The sequence below is a fragment of the Endozoicomonas sp. 2B-B genome, assembly GCF_053470045.1.
Genome location: NZ_JBLZMU010000001.1, coordinates 4819872 through 4840660 on the forward strand (window position 1 = coordinate 4819872; position 20789 = coordinate 4840660).

The window sequence follows — 20789 nt, forward strand, 5'->3', positions numbered from 1 at the left end:
TGCTCTGAGGTAGTAGAATGACAAATGTACGCCACAATGCATTAAGCCTTGCAGTGACCGTTGCGATCGGTTCTTCCATCATCAGTACACAGGCACTGGCCGACCGCAGGCTGCAGATAAAATCTTTCGATATTCATGACAGTGGACATGCGGAGTTTACCCATAGTGAAGTCATCGTTCAGCCAACTTTAGGTGATGACCAGCAGCCAATACCCAAATCCTTCACAACCATCTACCCTGATGAGGCTCATGACAGGGCAAGCTACCGCGTTCATTCAGCAGGCTTTACAGAAATTCTTTCTGATGTTGATGGTGGCGCTTCCAGTGTTGATGTATTTGAAACCGACGAGAGTAATGTTGCTCAGAGGTACACAAAAGTACTGAAGGCAGGTGATGAGGGAGTCTTCAGGTTCACCCATAACCTTGCAGAAAAGCAACTGGTCATTGAAGTCAGAAAAGGAATGACCGATCAGGATTCTATCAGGGCTGTTCGCGCCCGGCCTGAAGGCACTGAATCACAATCATTACAACAGTTGACGAAAGTTGCCTGTCCCGAACAACTGGCTGCAATACTGAACGGTGCGAATAAAAGAGCAGGCAACCTCGGCGAAGTTGATGACTACGTTGCCCTTGCCACCATTAAAGTAGACAAAGTTGAAGTGAACGGGCGCACCTTCATGCGTCTTATCGCAGCGAGCGACCAGCCTCCTGAACTGCAAAGTCTGGGTCAATCGCTCTTTATCAATGATGAGGCTCTTTTTGCAGCAGCCACCTCTGCCTATGCTCAGGTTCATATCCAGGGAGAGAGTTTAAAACAGGAGGCGCTGAATAAACTCTTATCACATCAGAAGCCCATCGGATATGTTGTCTACGTTGAGGATGATACACAAGCCCGTCCTGTACCTGATGGTTATCCGAGAATGGAAGTGACACAGGCTCCGGGGGAGACGATTGTTTTTCATGGTCAGATACAGAATCCAGCCGACAGCGCTTTTGTGGAAGGCCTTTATAGTCTCTATGCAGGCGGTGACGCCGATTACCCCAACCTTGAATTAACCATACCGGTAAAAAAAGATAAGCTAAAAAGCTACCAGTACATCATTCAAAGCAGGCAAATGGCACTATTGCAGGAGTTAGCCGAACAGCAGGATGCTGAACCTGACCAGGATAAAATGGTTATGCTTGCGTATTATGAATCTCTGCAGCAGGCATTGACCAGCTCCACTCCGGATCAGGCAAAGGAATTCGAATTCGTGATAGGACACATCCGGAGTGCTTTGTCGGTCGCCACACCAACCTGGGTGCATGAGCAACTCATAAAACACTTCAGCTTCAAACCCATAATCAGAAATCTTCTGACTAACGAGCTGTTCATTCAGAAGATTCAGAAAACGACAATCATTTTAAGCAGTATCAACGGGGCGCAGGGCGCTGCTCTTGGGGACAACGAACAGTTTGCTTCCAAGGTCAAGAGCGACATCATCACACAGCTCATTGAGGTGTATAGCAAACTGGACAAGCTGCAGAGAAAAGAATTCGAACTCATCCGGGTTATAAACCATTTACAGGTCACATCGAATAAAGCTATCACCAGCGAAAAGGAAAAAAAACTCAGAGCACTTCAACTCAAACAAGAGGCTGAGGATGAACTTTCAAAGGCTCTTAAAGAGCTGTTCAGACTGCAAGACCAGTCACGGAAACTGCAACAGGAAGTCGATCGAATTCCGGCGCTAAAACAACAATTTCGTGACGCCAGAGAAGAGGCCAGAAAAGCTTACAACACTGAACTGGCAAAGGATCTGGGTATTGATCACTGGGATGATACCCGGCCACCAGAAGAACAGGTCAGACTCATCCGACAGAAAATTCATGAAATGAACAAAGCGGTTGTCGAAACAGGACGGCTCAGGGTTGCGACTGCACAGGCAAAGCTACCGACTACTGAACGTCAGTTCGTTCTGGCTTCCGATGAAAAAGATAACCAGGAAGTCTCTCAACAGCTCAAGAAACTGGAGACTCTGATCGGCGAACATCGTCTTCAGCAGAATAAAGAGCGGGAAGTGGAGCTGCAAAAACACAAAAACTATGTGCGAAGAGTTAGGTATAACATCGCTCAAATGCCAATGCTTAAAAAAGAGGTTCTTGAATCCGTAGATGCAGCCAGAAGGGATCACAACGCTCAACTGGCAGAATACCTTGGCATTGATAACTGGGATAACACCAGACCAATGGAAGAACAGGTCAGACTCATCAGAGACAAACTTCTTGAAATCAACAGCCTGGATGCCGGAACAGAACAGCCTCCGGTAGAAGCTATAAAAGAAAAGCTGGCGGCCATTGAAAAAAAGCTCGATATCACTCCATACAATGAAAACGATCTGGATTTCCGCTTTCAGTCTATTCAACAGTACCTGTATCAAGAGCTGGAACGGGCTAATCAGATAAGACTGAACCAACTGACCCACTATGAAGAAGAATTTGGCCTGGTCGTACATAATAAAAACGACCTGGAAGCCCGTTGCAAGGCCGTTCAACAACACCTTAAGAGTCATGAAGCTCAGATTGCTCTGAAACAGCTTCAAAAACAAGACATCAGAATGGATGCTAAACAAGAAGCTGAAATCAGATCCATCTATGCAACCATTGCCACCTATTTAAACATCCGGGATTTTGACAGTCATGAAGACATTGGCGTTCAACAAGGACGCCTAATTCAAAAGCTCAGGGAAATAAGTACTCATCAAGAAAGTCTTCGTCAACAACTCAAGGCAATGAGTCGTCAGATCGATATGGAAGATTCTTACACCAGGGCCAGAAAAGAAGCTCTGGCATTGGTTCTTGGTATTGACCTGAGCGAAAACCCCGGTCCTGATAACCGCGCCAGACTGGAATCAACGGTAAATGACAAACTGTTCGAGCTTTCAAAGCTGGAACAGGAACTGGAAGACATCAGAACACCAGGCCACCCCATGACCGGGCCTGTAGTATTTGTGAAACTGACCAACGTGGAAAAAGCTCTGAAGATGGCTACCTGTCCTGGAGAGCACGATGAGTATCTCCGTCGCCAGCACATTTCCACGCACATGCAGAAATACATCACACAAGCCAGACAACGTTCAGAGGAAGAGGCCCTGAAAATACTGAAAACCCTGGAAGGATTACTGAAACTCGAAATCAATGAAGAGGACGACAAAGCAGCAAGACTTGACAGGGTCCTCACAAGACTTGACAGGGTTACTATACAGCGTGATGGCGAGGATATCTCGGAATACCTGCTCAATGAGATGGATAAGTTCCTCTGGAAAGATGAAAGTGCATCTCTGGAGACTCCAGAGGGGAGTGATATCAGACGCGACAGAATCCGTGCCCGTCTTGCCCTGATAGTCGAAGAATCGGATCAGCGAGCCAGGGAAAAACAGGCAGAATATCTTTTAGCTGTAGAACACGAGATGAATATTGACCCTCATAAAAACCCTGCAGCCATGGAAAAGCGCAAAGCTTTCATAGCTAAACTGGCCAGTGATCTGCAGGTTAGGTTTGAAGACGATGTCAGCCTTTCTGACCGGCAGCATACTCTGGGAGACATAATTCAGGAATTACGGGTTAAAGAAGCAGGCGAAATTTATGAAGATGAAGATCACAGGAGAGCGTGGAACAATAAAATTGCTCATCAACTCAACGTTGAAGATTATAAAGACGACGCCACTTTAGACGTCCAAAGCCGTCTGATTAAAGCAAAACTCGAACAGCTGGATGAAGAAGTTTTCAAAGTGCCTCAGCCTGACGTTGCTGAGCGTATTGCAGCCATTGAGAATGCGCTTGACAGGCAAATGGCTCGGCTGGGACCCAAACCCCGATACGTTCTTGATCGTGAGCTAGCCATAGCCAGGCAGGCGGTAAAAGACGCTGAAGGTGAGCTGGAGACGACTAATCACAACCTGGATGCTATCCGTCACAAACAACCGTTATTTTTGCGCACAACTGACAATACCCCTGTTGCCATGGAAGAACACGAAAAGGTTTTCAATCAGGCAATAAAAAAAATTCAGATCAGGTTTGGTCTTCCCACAGATGATGAGCAAACCCCTGAAGAGCGATTAGACGACATCAGACATTTTCTGCGCCGGAACTCTGCAGTAACAGAGGATGAAGCCCTTGAGAAACTGAGAGCTGCCACAGAAACTCTCAGCACCGCGAACATTGATTCTATGGAAAAAGCTCTTGATGAAATGGGAGCTGCCACGGAAGCTTTCCGGATCGCGACGTTTAGTGACCTCAATTTACTGGAAGCATCGGATTACTTTACTCGCATTGCAATCTATGCAATCACTCGTGGTCGTTACGAAACCGATAAAGTCGAGGGTGAACTGCCTTTAACCAGGAAAAAGTACAATCTGGTCACAAGATTTCTGCGTGAGCACGACAGAAAAAGTTTGGAACTGAGCAATGCAGTGGTCCAAGAGGACATTGCACAAATTAATCTGTATGTCAGAGAAGAGGAGATTCTTGAATCTGGAGAGATCGATGAAAAGACTAAAACCTTACATGAGCACGAAATAGCTCGGCTGAATTCAGAACTTATGGATAAAAAAGCAGCTTTATCGGAAGCAGCAGACGCTCTCGGCATTCATCACCAATCGATTCTTGACGCCACTGAAGATGCCCTGGGTCTCAAACCAGAACCTGCTGATACCGATAAACAACGGGTTAACGCCCTGAGAAACCATAAGCTACTACTGGGCGGGGAAGATGGAACTGGCGGCAAGATCCGGCAACTGCTTCAGGAACAGGCTCGTCTGGAAGCTGAGGTTGAAACCAGACAAGCAAACCTTGAGAGAAGGAAGGAAGCCCTGCAGACTGCCCGGAAAGCCGTCGAAATGGACGACGGTCCCTTCCAGTACACGCCGATACAGGCGGAGGTTCGGGCCGCAATCGAAGACTTCGTGCAGCAGCACTCTCTCAAGAAACAAGCTCTTGAAGCGGCACTGGGTCTGGCACAATCAGCAGTAGAAAACGGTAAGGAAATACCCTGCCTTCCCCATTTCGATTTTGACGATGAATTTGCACCGATTCGCCTGCAGGCAATGGTTGGAGACGAACTGACGTCTGCTCAGGCCAGTCGGATTGTAGAAATCTTCAAAAACCTGAAAGCGAACTTCCCGCCCCTCCGGCCTGAAAAATATGACCCTATGACTGTCGTGGAAGAACTCTATTTTCTGGTGCTCATAGCCAGAGATGGGATGAAAACCGGTGCACAACAATACGACAACGAAATTCACACCATGGGCAAAACAGCCATTCACTTCGTCGAGCATCAACCAGGGGACCTGAAAAGCTTCTCGGATTACTTCGCTGCCCACTCTGCCAGTGGTAACAAGATCATGGCTCTGCTGCGTGAAGGTTTGATCAGCCAGGTTGAACTTGAGAACTACATGAAGGCCGTCAGAGGTGTCAATGGTTATCAGACAGTGGCTGAATTTGAACACTTCCTTGGCTACAAAAACGGTGTCAATCCTGACCTCAAAGCCCTTGTCCGGATGCTGTCCGACAAGGGTGCCGAGGAATTCATAAAGAGTGCTTTTACTCCTGTGACCGTGACCGCAACTGGCCCGGCAGGTATGAAAGAGTCGGTTGCCGGCATGAAAGAGTACTCAGCTGCGGTCGTCGCCAACTATGTTCTTGACGATATTGCCTTTGACAATGGTCGCAGGACGGCAGCGTTTCTGGCCAATATTAACGAAACCCTGACACCTTATGCCAATGTTGCCGGACTATCCGAATCAGAACTGATCAGGGCTATCCATGACACATTGATGCAGGCTCATGCCGCTATGGTTGAGCAGCAGCTACAGGATTACTGGCTGAAACCTTCCGCCTTTCTGGTTCAAGCTGTCACCTGGTACTACTCCAGTTACAAACCTCTTCTGGTCGCTCATACCCACTGGCAGGCTGCCAAACTGTCCCTTGCAAACATGTCATTCCTCTATCTTCTGGATCTGACCAACAGAGGTGATTACCTGCATAGAATGCTCACACCTTTCCAGCACTGGTTGGAACGCTACGCTGTTGATCTTGACCGAACCGGCCAATATGCCTACCACAGCGGCATTGAACAAATCTCTGAAGTGGGCGGACTGGCCATGCCACTGGGCAAAGCCGCCTCATCGGTCATTCTGTTAAGAACCGGCTCTGCGCTGTTTGCCAGACAGTACAATGCCAACCCACAGAGCTATCGCAGCCTTTCCCGTCTGATGCCCGAAATAGTGAAATCCATGGGTTCCCGCCAGGGGGTTCAGGTTCCGTTGCTGCACAGGGTGACGCCACAAAAAGTAAAAACGCTGGCCTCAGCCACAGCCGGTCTCGTATTGGGTCCGGTAGCCACAGCCGGATCATACGCCCATGGCCTTTTATCCGGGTTTACTTACGCTCAAACTTTCGGATTCGCTCTGGCGTCGAGTCTCACTTTCGACTTCTTTATGAATGACAACAAGATGCTCACTCAATGGCTGGGTGGACCTCTGGGCCGCAGCCTGGACAAAATTAATCGCTGGATAGGCATGGGTGAAACGGACGGTGAATATGTGAAACGTACTGCTGTTGCTTTGCCTCAACGCTTGACCGAAACCGATGAAGCCTATGCGAACCGTATTAAAGCAGACGACACGATGTATGGCTGGACCCGACACGAAAATTACCTGCAGTTTCGTGAACGCCGGGATCGCACCATGAAGCTGTTCGAGAATAGCTGGGAGAAATACTTCAGGGAAAATGTGCCTAAATGGTCATTTTCCCACGCAGATAGTATTCCTTACTCTTATACCCTGGGTGCCCTTTTCGAGTCAGGGGCTGCAGCGCCTGAGCCCCCTTCCACAGCCGTGAAAACAGCATCAGCTGGTCTCAAGGTCAGGAAATGAAACCTTCATAGCCAACCAAAAGAAATCAGCACAAAGAAATACAGACTGGATTGTTTCGGATCAAACTATCGAGTTAACCCTGTCAGAAAGTATGGAGGTATTCCTTCCCTGAAAAAACCAATCAATTCTACCAAGCAGCTTACCAGATTTGCCACTGTGAACTAGATTCTCTCAACGGCTTATCGAAACAGCGATGAGCGACTGACCATAAGCGATTAGAAAAGGTTTCCCCGCTCCGGGTGTGCGTCACCTTTCACGGCGATAAAAGTACTCAGCTCTGAGGTAGTAGAATGGCAAATACTCGCCCCAATGCATTAAGCTTTGCAGTGGCCGTTGCAATCAGCTCTTCCATCATGGCCACAGACGCAATGGCCGAGCGCAAACTGCAGACAAAATCCGCTGATATTCTGAACAAAGGACATACAGAGTATACCCGGAGCGAAGTCATAGTTAAGCAAACTTTGGACAATGACCAGCAACCAATACCCAAATCCTGCACAACCACCTACCCTGATCAGACTCAGGTCAGAGCAGACTACGAACTGCCTTCTGAAGGCTTCACAGACACTCTGTCTGGCATTGGCGGCGCTTCCAGTGTTGATCTGTTTGAAACAGACGAGAAGGACGTTGCTCAGAAATACACCAAAGTTCTCAAGATAGGTAATGAGGGGATATTCAGGTTCACCCATAACCTGGCAGAAAAGGCACTGGTCATTGAAGTCAGAAACGGAATGACCGATCAGGATTCAATTGCAGCAGTTCGAAATCAAGTAGGCGACCTCCAGTCATTAGAACCCTTAACGAAAGTTGCCAGCCCCGAACAACTGGCCAGAGTGCTGAAAGGTGCGCACGAAAGAGCGGGACAACTTGGCGAAATGGATAACTATGTTGCCCTTGCCACTATTGAAGTAGATGAAGTGAATGTGAAAGGGCGTACTTTCATGCGTCTTATCGCTGCCAACGATCAGCCTCCTGATTTAGTGCGCCTGGGTCAATCGCTCTTTGTCAATGATGAAGTGCTTTTCGCAGCAGCTACCTCTGCCTATACCCAGGTTCATGTAATGGAGGAAGATTTACAACAGGAAGCCCTGAACGATCTATTGCACTGTCATCAACCCGTTGGCTATGTTGTCCACGTCGAGGATGATGCACAAGCTTATCCTGTGCCTGTAGGCTACCCAAGACTGGAAGTGACTGAGACTCCGGGAGAAGTTATTGTTTTCCGTGGTCAGAAGCAAAACCCGGCCGATGTCGCTTTTGTGGAGGAGCTCTATAACATGTGGGCGGAAGAGGCCCGTAATCCCCTCTCTGCAGCAAAAGCACAAATCAAAAAAGATAAGGTCAAAGGCTACCAGCACACCATCCGAAGCAGGCAGATGGCACTGCTGGAGAATTTGGCTGTAGAGCTACATACTGAAGAAGATAGCCAAGCGACGCTTCAATACGAAGAGGATCTGTGGACACTGATACACTATGAATATCTTGAGCAGGCATTGACCAGTGCAACTTCAGATGGAGCAGATGAATTTGAACTCACAGTAGAACAGATCGAAGACGCTTTCCCGGTCCTCACATCGACCTGGGTGCTTAATCGGCTCGAAAAACGCTTCAGCTTCAAACCTGCACTTAGAAATCTTCTGACTAACCCACTCTTTATTCAGACTATTCAGGAAGAGATAGTGGATGACAGTTATCTTAATCAGCTGCAGGACGATACTCTTGAAGTCATAGAAAAGCTTACTTCCAAACCCATAAGCGACATATCCAGACAGATGAATGAGATGGATGATAAGCAGGTATTCTTGCTAATAAAAGAACTCAGTCTCAGGCATCTTAGAAAAGAGATAAATCTCGAAACGCAGAAAGACACTATCAGTGAAAGAGGGAGACTCAGAGCAGATCAACTCAAACAACAAATTAACAAGGAGCTTATACAACTTCGTCAAGAGCGGGCACAAGAGAAAAAATTGATGCAGAAGCTTGAACAGGAAGTCGAATGTAATCCAGAGCAGTCAATAAAAACTCATGGCGCCAGAATAAGAGCCAGAATAGCTCGCAGTGCTCAAATGGCAAAAGAACTTGGTATCGATAACTGGGATGATACCAAGCCAAACGAAGAACAACTCAGGATCATTGCAAAAGAAATTGGTAAAATCAATCGATGGGTTGTCGCAATATTTACCGCAACAGGTCAGTCTGATGACAAAACTGTAAAAGCAAAACCGGCGGCCACTGAACGTGAGCGAGGTGTTGATTCGGTCAAAGAATTCAGTCTGGGTTACCTTCAGTACATTCAACAGCTGCTGCGACAAAACAGAGAAGTCACCGATGAACAAGTCCGGAAAAGACTGGCTATCGTAGAAAGTAAGCTCGGTCTGGTTCCGAAAAACGAAGATGAGCTTGAAGCCGATTACCAATACCTTCCCCAGCACCTTGAGAAGCTGGAAGCCTATCTTGAGCAAGAACGTGTTCAGGATATTCAAAACCTGGAGGAAGATCTGAAAAAAGCGAAAAGCCGAGCACGGAAAATTGTGCGCAAAGAAGTCGAGCGAATACCAATACAGAAGAAAGAGGTTCGTGAATCAATAGCTGCAGACAGTCAACATTACAACACTCAACTGGCAGCAGAGCTTGGCATTGATAACTGGGATGTTACCCTGCCGCTGGAAGAACAAACCAGACTCATCAGCCAAAAGCTTTATGAAATCAAGCACTCGACTGCCGCAACAGGACAGCACCAGAAAGAGGCTGCAAAAGAAAAACTGGCGACCATCGAAAGCATGCACAACATTACTCCAAAAAATGAAAACGATCTGGATGCCCGCTATCATTTCATTCAACAGCACCTGCAACAAAAGGCAAAACTAACCGATCGAAAAATCCAGAATAGTCTGTCATACATTGAAGATAAGCTCAGTCTGGTCCCGGATTGCGATGAAGATACGGAAGCTCGTTGTCAGGCCATTCTGCAACACCTTGAAGAGCAGGAAGCGGAGACTGAACAACAACCTCTTCGACAACCTCTTCGACAACAAAGCACCACTGAGAAACTTCAGCGGGAACCCAAACGAACTCCAAAGCTGGAACAAAAAATTCATGACGCCAGAGCAGATGCCACAAAAGTTCGCAACGCTCAAATGGCAACAGAGCTTGATATTGATAACTGGGATGATACCCAGCCAGCCGAAGAACAAGCCAGACGCATCAGTAGAAAAATTCGTAAAATCAGGCAAGCGGAAGCTAAAACACATGCCGCAACAGCAAAGTCTGATAAAGAGGCTGTAAAAGCAAAACCGGCCACCATTGGAGACAAGCACTCTCTTATTTTGGTCAATGAAGACGATCTGGGTAGCCTTCTTTTCATTCATAATCAGCTGAAGAAAAACTCAGCAGCAGTCCGGGAAAAACTGGCTACCTTTGAAGGACAGCTCGGCCTGGTTCCGAACCATCAGGATAATCTTGAAGCCCGTCGCCGGGCCATTCTGAAGCGCCTTAAGCAGCAGGGACGTGAGGTCTTTCAACAACATTTTCAGAATCAACAAGAGCAGGAAGCACAGAAAAGCTGGTTACAGAAAGACTGGTTACAGAAACTTCAGCAGGAAGCAGGACAAGTTCCATCTCTGGCACAACAAGTCCATGATGCCAGAACAGGTGCCACAAAGGTTCGCAATGCTCAAATGGCAGCAGAGCTTGGTATTGACAACTGGGATGATGCCCAGCCAGTCGAAGAACAAGCCAGACTCATCAGAAATAAAATTGTTGAAATCAAGCAATGGGTTGCAGCAACAGAGCAGCCTGACAAAGAAGCTGTAAACGTAAAACCGACGGTCATTATAGGCAAGCGAGATATTATTTCGGTTAATGAAGACGATCCGGTTATTCTTCAGTCCATTCAACAACACATGCAACAAAAGGAAGAACGAACCGATCAGGAAATCCAGAATAGTCTGAGTGTCATTGAACGTCGGCTCGGTCTGGTCCCGGATAGTAAAAAGACCCTGGAATTTCGTTGCCGTGCAGTTCGGGAACACATAAGGATGCAAGACGCTCAGACCGAAATAGAGCTGGCAAAACGGAAAAACTCGATACTGAGCCTTCAGGTAGAGATTGAACGAAATCAAATTGTGAGAAAAGAAGTTCGTGAAGTCTTAGCCGCCGCCAGAGAGGATTACAACACTCGAATGGCAGCGGCGCCTGGTATTGATGACCGGGATAATACCCAGCCACCCGAAGAACAAGCCAGACTTATCAGTCAGAAAGTCCACGAAGTCGAGCAACCCCTTGCCGCAACATCGAATGCCGCAACATCGATTGCCGCAACATCGGTTGCCGCAACAGGTCAGCCCGGAGAAGAAGCTTTCAAAGAAAAACTTGCGGCCATAGAAAAAGCCCTGGAGTTGGATCACCAGGATCGCGAGGACGATGTCTATAACCGCCGTAACGCCATTTCTGAAGAAATTCACACATACATTGCAGAAGCCGGGAAGAATGCAGAGAAGGAGGCTCTGGAAATACTGGAAACAGTAGAAGAAATATTCAAACTCGAAATCAACCAGGATGATCTCAAAACAACGAGGCTCGAGAGGGTTCGCAGAAAGCTAAAAAGCGGTGATGTCTCAGAATCCATGCTGAATGAGATAGACGCTGTTATCTGGAAAATAGAAAGCTCACTTGGATACCACATCGCAAAAAAAATTGAGATACTTCAAAAATTTATTACCTTTCATGTCGAAACCCCGGATGTCGATGGGCAGGTCACAAAGCAACAGAGAAAGATGCTTGAAGCTGTAGAAGACGAGCTGAACATCGACACCAGTGAAAACCCTTCTGCGAAAGAAAGAGGCAGGGGTTTTGCCGCTGAACTGGCATTGGATCTGGATGTAGAGTTTGAAAAAGGCGCCAGCCTGAATGACCAGAAGTATGCTCTAAGTAACAAAATTCAGGCATTAAGGGAAAAAGTAAACGACCATTACGACACTGAAGAGCTCACCAGAGATGCAAACAATGAAATCGCTCGGCAACTTGACATTGAGGGCTATAAGGATGATGCCCCTTTAGAGGATCAGATCAGTCTTATTGAAAAAACCCTTCAGGAGCTGGATGAAGAAGTTGACATAGTGGGTCGGCCTAAAATTTATGATCGTATCGCAGCCATTGAAGATGAACTTGACAGGCAAATGGCTGGCCTGGGTGAATCCCGATACGTTCCTGATCGTGACTTAGCCACAGCCAGACGAGAAGTAAAAGAAGCTGAAAGTGAGCTGGCAGATGTTCATCGCAAACTGAATACCCTTCCTGACAATGAAGACGACACGGCTCTCTATCGGGTAATGAACGGTGACATCAATGAGAAGAGTAAAACCTTGCAAGAGTACGAAATAGCCCGTCAGGAAGGTGAAATTGAATCCGGAAAAGCAGATATTGAGGGAATGGAGGAAGCGCTGAAGGCCGACGAGAAAGCCGCCGAAAATGATGGCTGTCCCTTCCGGTACAGTCCCTTCCAGTATACGCCGGGTGAGGCAGAAGCTCTGGACGCTATCCGCAAATTCAGTCGGCAGCACCCTCTGAAAAAACAAGCGCTGGAAGCCGCAATAGGTCTGGCACAATTAGCAGCAGCAAGAGGCAAACTAAGTACCATCGTACCGATTTTTAACTTGTACGATGAATTTGCACCGATTCGCCTGCATGCAATGTTCGGTGTGACGATTAATCAGGCTCGTCGTATTGTGGAAGTCTTCCAGAACCTGAAGACGGTCTTCCGGATATATCCCTACGAGTCTTTATTAGAAAATCAAATTCATCGTCTGAATACCATGGATGAAATTCAGACTCTGACGCAGAAGGTCATCAATGAGATGGGAAGAGGGACCCAAGAATACGACAACGCAATTCACGGCATAGGCTCAGCGGGCATTCACTTGGTTGAGCATTCAGCAGAGGACCAGAAAAGCATCTCGGAGTACTTCTCAACCGACACCGCCAATGGCAAAAAGATCATAAGTCTGCTGCGTGAAGGACTGATCAGCAAGATTGAATTAGAGAGTTATATCAAAGCCGCCAGAGGTGTCGATGGTTATCAGACAGTGGCTGAATTTGAACATTTCCTTGGTTATAAACACGGGGTGCATGCAATAGAATTCTGGAAGATTGTCCGGATGCTGCCCGACAAGGCTGTTGAAGAACTCATACAAAATGCCTTTACTCCTGTGGTTGTGGCTGCAACGGGCCCGACAGGTATAAAAGAGTCGGTTGCCGGCGTAACAGATTACACTGCAGCTGTTATCGCCAACTATGTTCTTGACGATATTGCCTTTGAAAATGGCCGAAAGACGGCAGCATTCCTGACCCACGTTCAGGATACCCTGACACCTTATGCCAATGCTGTCGGCCTGTCTGAATCAGACCGGATCAAGATTTTCCATGACCTATTGATGCAGGCTCATGCCACTGCGGTTGAGCAGCAGCTAAAGGATTACTGGATCAAACCTTCAGCCTCCCTGGCACAGGCTGTCACATGGTACTACTCCAGCTATAAACCCTTACTGGTAGCTCATACTGCCTGGGAGGCCATCGGGCTGTCCCTCTCAAACCTGTCGTTCCTTTATCTTCTGGATCTGACCAACAGGGGAGATTACCTGCACCGGATGCTGACACCTTTTCAAAACTGGATGGATCACTACGGTATTGATCCTGACCGAACCGGCCAATCTGCCTGCCACAATGGAATTGAACAAATCTCTGAAGCAGGCGGGCTGGCCATGCCATTGGGCAAGGCCGCTTCCTCAGTCATTCTGCTGAGAACCAGCTCCATGCTGTTTGCCAGACAGTACAACGCCAATCCTCATAGCTATCGTAGTATTACCCATCTGGTGCCCGAAATAGTGCAATCCATGAATTCTGGAGGGATACAGGTACCACTGCTGCACCGGGTAACACCACAAAAAGTGAAAACTCTGGCCTCTGCCACCGCCGGTCTGGTGTTGGGTCCGGTAGCCACTGTCGGATCATACGCCCACGGTCTTGTATCTGGATTTACCTATGCCCAGACATTCGGTTTCGCTCTGGTAACCAGTCTCACTTACGACTTTTTTATGAACGACAACAAGATGCTCACCCAATGGCTGGCTGGCCCCCTGGGACGTAGTCTTGACAAAATTAATCGCTGGCAGGGCGTGGGTGAAACAGACGATGAATATGTGAAACGGACCGCCGTCGTTTCACCTCAGGGCTTCAGTGAATCCGACGAAGAGTATGCAACCCGTGTTAAAGCAAGCAACAATATGTTGGGCTGGACGCGACACGAAAATTATCTGCAATTTCGTGAACGCCGTGATCGCACCATGAAGATGTTCGAGAACAGCTGGGAGAAATACTTCAGGGAATATGTGCCTAAATGGTCATTCTCCCATGCAGAAAGTTTTCCTTACTTCTACACTCTTGGAGCCTTGTACGAATGGCAACGGGGCGATAATCAGAAGTTGGCACCGGATGCAACCTTTTCTTCTGAGCCCACAAAGACCTCAAAGAGCCTGAAGCGAATCAAGGCAATTGACATCCATTAGCGACTGAGAGCAATGAGCGTTTGTAAGTTGCTCCCTCGCCTGGTGTGGCAATCATTTTTCACGCTAATAAAAAGTACTCACCTCTGAGGTAGCAGAATGACAAATGCTCATCACAATGCGTTAAGCCTTGCAGTGGCCGTTGCAATCAGCTCGTCTCTCGTTGGTCCACAGGTATTGGCCGATCGCAGGCTGCTGACAAAATCTGTCGATGTTACGGGCAATGGTCATGTGGAGTTTACCCAGAGTGAGGTTATTGTTCTGCGAACTATAGGTCATGACGAACAGCCAATACCCAAATCTTTTACCACCATCTACCCTTATCAGCCTCAGGAAAGTGAAGACTATGTCCATCCCTGCTTAAGCTTGACAAGAGTTCTTTCTGGCATTGGTAGTGGCGTCTACAGTGTTGATCAGTTTGAAACAGACGAGAATAACGTTGCTCAGAAATACACCAAAGTCCTGGAGGTAGGTGATGAAGGAGTCTTCAGGTTCACCCATAACCTTGAAGAAAAGAAGTTGGTCATTGAAGTCAGAGGCGGAATGACCGATCAGGATTCAGTCAAGGCTGTTCGTGATCAATTGGGCAGCCTTCAATCATTAGAACCGTTAACGAAAATCGCCAGCCCCATACAGCTGGCTTTTTTACTGGAAGGTGCCGACGACAGAGAGGGAAGCCTTGGCAAAAGTGATCACTATGTTGCCCTTGCCACCGTTGAAGTAGAAAAAGTTGAAGTAAATGGGCGCACCTTCATGGGTCTTATCGCTTCGGGCGATCGCCCCCCTGAAGTGCAAAGTATGGGTCAATCACTCTTTGTCAACGACGATGTTCTCCTGACAGCAGCCGCTTCTGCCTATATCCAGGTTCATGTCCTGGGAGAGAACTTACAACAGCAGGCTCTTAATGAACTATTAGCACACAACAAACCCGTCGGCTATGTTGTACACGTCGAGGAAGACACACAGGCTTATCCTGTGCCTGAGAATTATCCAATACTGGAAGTGACTGAGGCCACGGGAGACACTATTGTTTTCCGTGGTCAGAAGCAGAACCCGGCCGATGTCACTTTTGTGAAAGCTCTCTCTGACATCTGGAAGAGAGAATTTAATAACAATGCCCCCCCTCCTGAAGCAACAGCGCAGGTTAAAAAAGACAGAATCGAAAGCTACCGGTACATCATTCGGAGCAAGCAGATGGCTCTCCTTGAGGAGCTGGCTGCACAGCACAATTACGGACCTGACAATGCCGGACAAACGACGTTTGAATACGATGGTAAGCTGTCGATGCTTGCATACTATGAATATCTTCAGCAGGCTTTGACCTCTGCTACTTTGGACGGAGCAGATGAATTTGAATTGACAATACCCCACCTCAGATTCGCTTCGTCGTTTATCACGCCAACCTGGATCCATCTTCAACTCGCAGAATACTTCGGCTTCAAACCCGTACTTAGAAATCTCCTGACTAACCGGCATTTTGTTCAGAATCTTCACCAGGTTATACCCATTGTCACCAAAACGTTTAGCGATACTTTTAGCAAAGACAAAAGCTTTACTTCCAAAGTCGTTGCTGACCTTACCGGGAAGCTGCTTGAGATAGAAAGCCTGCGGGAAAAGCTACAGCATAAAGAGGCCGGACTCACCGGGATAAGCAGATCATCAGATCGCGCAACCGCAGCAGCGATTGCCAACAACAGGCAAACCCTGACAGTAAAACGAACCCCGGGGCCGGTGAAACAACCTCGTGATGCCGGGTCAAAAGCCCCATACATTGACAACACGGAACGATTAGCAGAATCCGACATTGGTGACTCTGATGATAGCCCGCCACCAGCAAAACAAGCCAGACTCACCAGTATAAGAACTCATGGAACCAATCTAGCGGTGGCCACAACAGAAAAGCCTGAAATAGCAGCTGCGATCAAAGCCCGCTATGCAACCATTGCCTCATATTTAAACATTCAGGATTTTGATAGCAATGATGATATCAATAATCAGGAAAAACATTTGCTTCAGAAAATTAAGGCATTGGATGATCAAAAAAAACAACTGATTCGTGAACAGGAAAGTCTTTTTCAGAAGCCTCAGACGGTGGATGTTGAACTTAATGCAGAGAATGCTCACGCCAGGGCCAAAAAAGGTGCTCTGGCAGCAGTTCTTGGTATTGAGCCAGGTGACGGCAGCATACCAGAAGACGATGTCCTGGAAAAAATGGTATACACCAGGCTCTTCAGGCTTGCAGAGCTGGAAGAAGAACTGGCTGACTTCAAAACACCCGGCCACCCCAAAATCAGGCCTGAAGTAATTAAGACTCTGAATGCCGTACTAAAAGTTCTGCGGCAAAGTGTAAGTAATCGGAACGAAGACCTGCACATCCAACGCTGGGACATTTCCGATCACATGCGGGCATACATCAGAGACGCCAGAGAATATGCAGAGTTTGTAGCATATAGGATACTGGAAGACGTAGAAGCAGAACTCAGTATCAACCTCAATGAAGAGGATAACAAAACAACAAGACTCACCCGGATTCTTAAAATACTTAACAACGCTGATCTCTCAGACAACACACTGGCTGAGATACTGGATGAGCTGGATGGCACCCTCTGGGCCTATGAAAGCAGAGCTCTGGATTGGGATGATCTCATACGCATCAAGCTGCATGCTTACCTTCATCATAAATTCGAAGACTCCGACCCGGATAACCCGACCGGAAAACAACAGCTCGATCTGCTGAAAGAAGTAGAAGCAATACTCCGCATCCCATGGGAAGAAGAGAAAGACCTGGCAGCAAGACTGGCCTGGGTTCGTGAAGTACTTGACAAAGACTTGACCTCTGAATACATGATGGAAGAAATAGATGATACCCTCTGGCAAAAAGACAGCGAAGCTCTTAACCCAAGGGAGCTCGTAGTCAAAAAGCTTAGTGCGATTCTTACCTATAAAACCAAAGATTCGTGTCTGGATAAGCAAGCCAGAGATCAACAGGCAAGTATGCTTGATGCTATAGAGTTCAAGCTGAGTATCAATCCTCATGAAAACCTTGCTGCCAAAGAAAGAGGCAAGGCTTTCACTACTAAACTGGCCAGTGATCTGAAGGTAGCTTTTGCAGAGGATGACAACCTGCCTGCCCGGAAGGATGCTCTGAGAGGCAAAATTCAGGCATTAATGGATGAGCTACATGAAGCCTGCGACGATGAAGCTGTCAGAAGAGCCAGAAACAATGAAGTGGCTCATCAACTCAACATTGAGGATTATAAAGAAGATGCCACTATCGACGACCAGAACAGTCTGATTGAAACAACACTCCAACAGCTCGATGAAGACGTTTTCAATGCCGATCAGCCCGACATTAATGAGCGCATTGCAGACATCGAAAATGAACTTGACAGGCAAATGGCTCGCCTGGGTCCCAAACCCCGATTCGTTCTTGATCGTGAGCTAGCCACTGCCAGACGAGCACTGAAAGAAGCTGAAAGTGATCTGACGGGTGTTTATAAGCAACTGAATATGCTTTGTGGCAAACGTGCGGCATTTGCGGGGAACCGTGCTGACCTCCAGCATACCTCGGAGGATGACAACAGGGTCCTCAATCAGGCAATTAAGGGTCTGGACGAAAGCGATATCCCCGGGGAAGCACAGGGTGAACTGCCTCTGGCAAGGAAAAATTACAATCAGGTCACGGAATTCCTGCGTGAGCATGACAGGAAAAGCAGAGATGTAGCCAATGTAAAACAAGACCCGGAGCATGAGGCGCTTCTTGAAGCCGCTGAAGAAGCCATGGGTCTTACACCAGACTCCACTGACACCTGTCAAGACCGGGTTGATGCCCTGAGAAACAGGCAGCTAAAACTGGGCGGGAATGATGGTACTGGCGGCAAGATTGGGCAACTGGTTCAGGAAAGAGATTATCTGGAAGCTCAGATTGAAACCAGGAAAGCTGACATTGAGTCAATGAAGAAAGCCCTGAAGACGGCAGAGACAGCCGTCGAAAATGACGGCGGTCCCTTCCAGTACACGCCGGAACAGGCAAGAGTACGGGCCGTCATAGACGATTTCACGCAGCATAACGCTCTCAAACAACAAGCTCTGGAAGCCGCGCTGGGTTTGGCAGAACTGGCAGTGAAGAGCGATAATGAAATCTCCTGGATTACGACTTTCGATTTTGACGATGAATTGGCAACCGTTCATTTGCGGATGCTGGTTGGCGACAATCTGTCTTTTAATCAGGCCAGTCGGATTGTAGAAGTCTTCAAGAGCCTGAAGACGAGCTTCCCGGACCCCCCTTTCTGGTCTGAAGAAGATCAGCCTGTGAATATCATGGCACAAATCTACATGCTTGTTTGCGTGACCAGGAGTCAGTTGGGAAAAGGGGCCCAACAATACGATGACGAAGTGAACGGCATGGGTCAAAGAGCCATTCACTATGTCGAGCACATACCAGGTGACCTGAAAGACTTTTCGCAATACCTGGCTGCCCATTCCGCCAATTGTAACAAGATCATAACTCTGCTGCGTGAAGGTCTGATCAGCAAGGTTGAACTTGAAAACTACGTAAAGGCCGTCAGAAGTGCCGATATGGGGGCCGCCAGAGGTTTTCACAGAGCGGCTGAGTTTGAATTCTTCCTTTACTACAGACACCGTGTCAATTTGCCTCTGTTCAACACCATTGTCCATATGCTGTCCGACAAGGGTGCAGAGGAATTCATGCAAAGCGTCTTTACCCCTGTGACCGTGACCAGGACTGGCCCGGCGGGCATTAAAGAGTCTGTTGACGGCATGAAAGAGTATGCCGCTGCTGTCATCGCCAACTATGTTCTTGACGATATTGCCTTTGACAATGGCCGCAGAACGGCAGCCTTTCTGACCAATGTTCAGGATACCCTGACTCCTTATGCCAATGCTGCCGGACTCTCTGAAACCGAATTGATCAAGGCTATCCATGGCACATTGATGCAGGCTCATGGCGCAGCGGTTGAGTATCAGCTCAACAACTACTGGGGCAAACCTTCAGCCTTTCTGGTACAGGCCGTCACCTGGTACTACTCCAGCTTCAAACCTCTGCTGGTGACCCATACCACAGTGCAGGCTGCCGAGCAGTCTCTCTTGAACATGTCATTCCTCTATCTTCTGGATCTGACCAACCGGGGTGATTATCTGCACCGGATGCTCATACCTTTCCAGCACTGGCTGGAACGCGTCGGTGTTGATTCTGACCGAACCGTGCAATATGCCTACCACAGCGGAATTGAAAAAGTTTCTGAAGTGGGCGGGCTGGCCATGCCATTGGGTAAGGCCGCCTCTTCAGTCATTCTGCTGAAAACCGGCTCCATACTCTTTGCCAGACAGTACAACGCCAACCCGCAGATGTATCGCAGCATGTCCCGTCTGTTGCCAGAAATAGTCAAATCCATGGGTTCCGGACAAAGGATTCAGTTGCCGCAGCTGCACAGGGTTACACCACAAGTAGTGAAAACCCTGGCCTCAACAGCCGGCCTGGTGCTGGGCCCGGCAGCCACCTTGGGAATACACGTCCAAGGACTTTTACCCGGCTTTACCCATGCCCAAACATTCGAAGTAGTCAAATCCATGAGTACCGGACCAGGGATTCAGGTGCCGCTGCTGCCCAGGGTGACACCACAAAAAGTGAAAACTCTGGCCTCTGCCACAGCGGGACTGGTGCTGGGCCCGGTAGCCACGGTCGGAGCATACGCCTATGGCCTTATATCCGGATTCACTTATGGCCAGACCTTCGGATTCGCTCTGGCGTCGAGTCTCACTTTCGACTTTTTTATGAACGACAACAAAATGCTCACTCAATGGCTGGGTGGCCCTCTGGGTCGAAGTCTTGACAGGATTAATCGCTGGCTGGGCGTGGGTGAAACGGATGATGAATATATAAAAAGGTCGGCCATTGCCCCACCTCAGCGCTTCAATGAAAACGATGAAGCCTACGCAAAACGAGTTAAAGCAAACAACGCCCTGTATGGCTGGACTCGACACGAAAACTATCTGCAGTTCCGTGAACGCCGGGATCGCACCATGAAGCTATTCGAGAATGGCTGGGAGAAATACTTCAGAGAAAATGTACCTAAATGGTCGTTTTCCCATGCAGAAAGTATTCCTTACTCCTACACTCTGGGAGCCTTCTATGAGTTGCGACAGGGCGATGATCCAAAAATTCAGGGTCATGATAAGAGCAATGCCCCCAATCAAAATCTCTATCTGTAACCATGAGCCACTGAAGGCTATGGATCATTAAAAGCTGCTTCCCTGTCCGGCGTAGCCATCACTTTTTCAGGGTAATAAAGTACTC

Annotated in this window: 3 protein-coding genes; all 3 read left to right on the plus strand. The window is 47.9% G+C overall.

Annotated features, from left to right (window positions below; translation table 11 throughout):
• Nucleotides 1–17: 17 nt before the first annotated feature.
• The 3 genes from ACOMHB_RS18675 to ACOMHB_RS18685 all read left to right on the plus strand — a co-directional run bounded on the left by ACOMHB_RS18675 (nt 18) and on the right by ACOMHB_RS18685 (nt 20704).
• A complete protein-coding gene (locus tag ACOMHB_RS18675; RefSeq protein WP_448217746.1) occupies nt 18–6914 on the plus strand; it encodes a hypothetical protein in 6897 nt (2298 codons plus the stop codon).
• A gap of 290 nt (nt 6915–7204) precedes the next feature.
• Nucleotides 7205–14476, plus strand: a complete 7272-nt coding sequence (locus tag ACOMHB_RS18680; RefSeq protein ID WP_448217747.1) for a hypothetical protein — start codon at nt 7205–7207, stop codon at nt 14474–14476.
• A gap of 96 nt (nt 14477–14572) precedes the next feature.
• Nucleotides 14573–20704, plus strand: coding sequence for a hypothetical protein (locus ACOMHB_RS18685; RefSeq protein WP_448217748.1), 6132 nt, complete (start codon nt 14573–14575; stop codon nt 20702–20704).
• Nucleotides 20705–20789 lie beyond the last annotated feature (85 nt).

What these genes read in the sequence shown, in the direction of transcription:
- ACOMHB_RS18680 (WP_448217747.1), top strand. Translation starts at nt 7,205, where the DNA reads ATGGCAAATACTCGCCCCAATGCATTAAGCTTTGCAGTGGCCGTTGCA.
- ACOMHB_RS18675 (WP_448217746.1), top strand. Translation starts at nt 18, where the DNA reads ATGACAAATGTACGCCACAATGCATTAAGCCTTGCAGTGACCGTTGCG.
- ACOMHB_RS18685 (WP_448217748.1), top strand. Translation starts at nt 14,573, where the DNA reads ATGACAAATGCTCATCACAATGCGTTAAGCCTTGCAGTGGCCGTTGCA.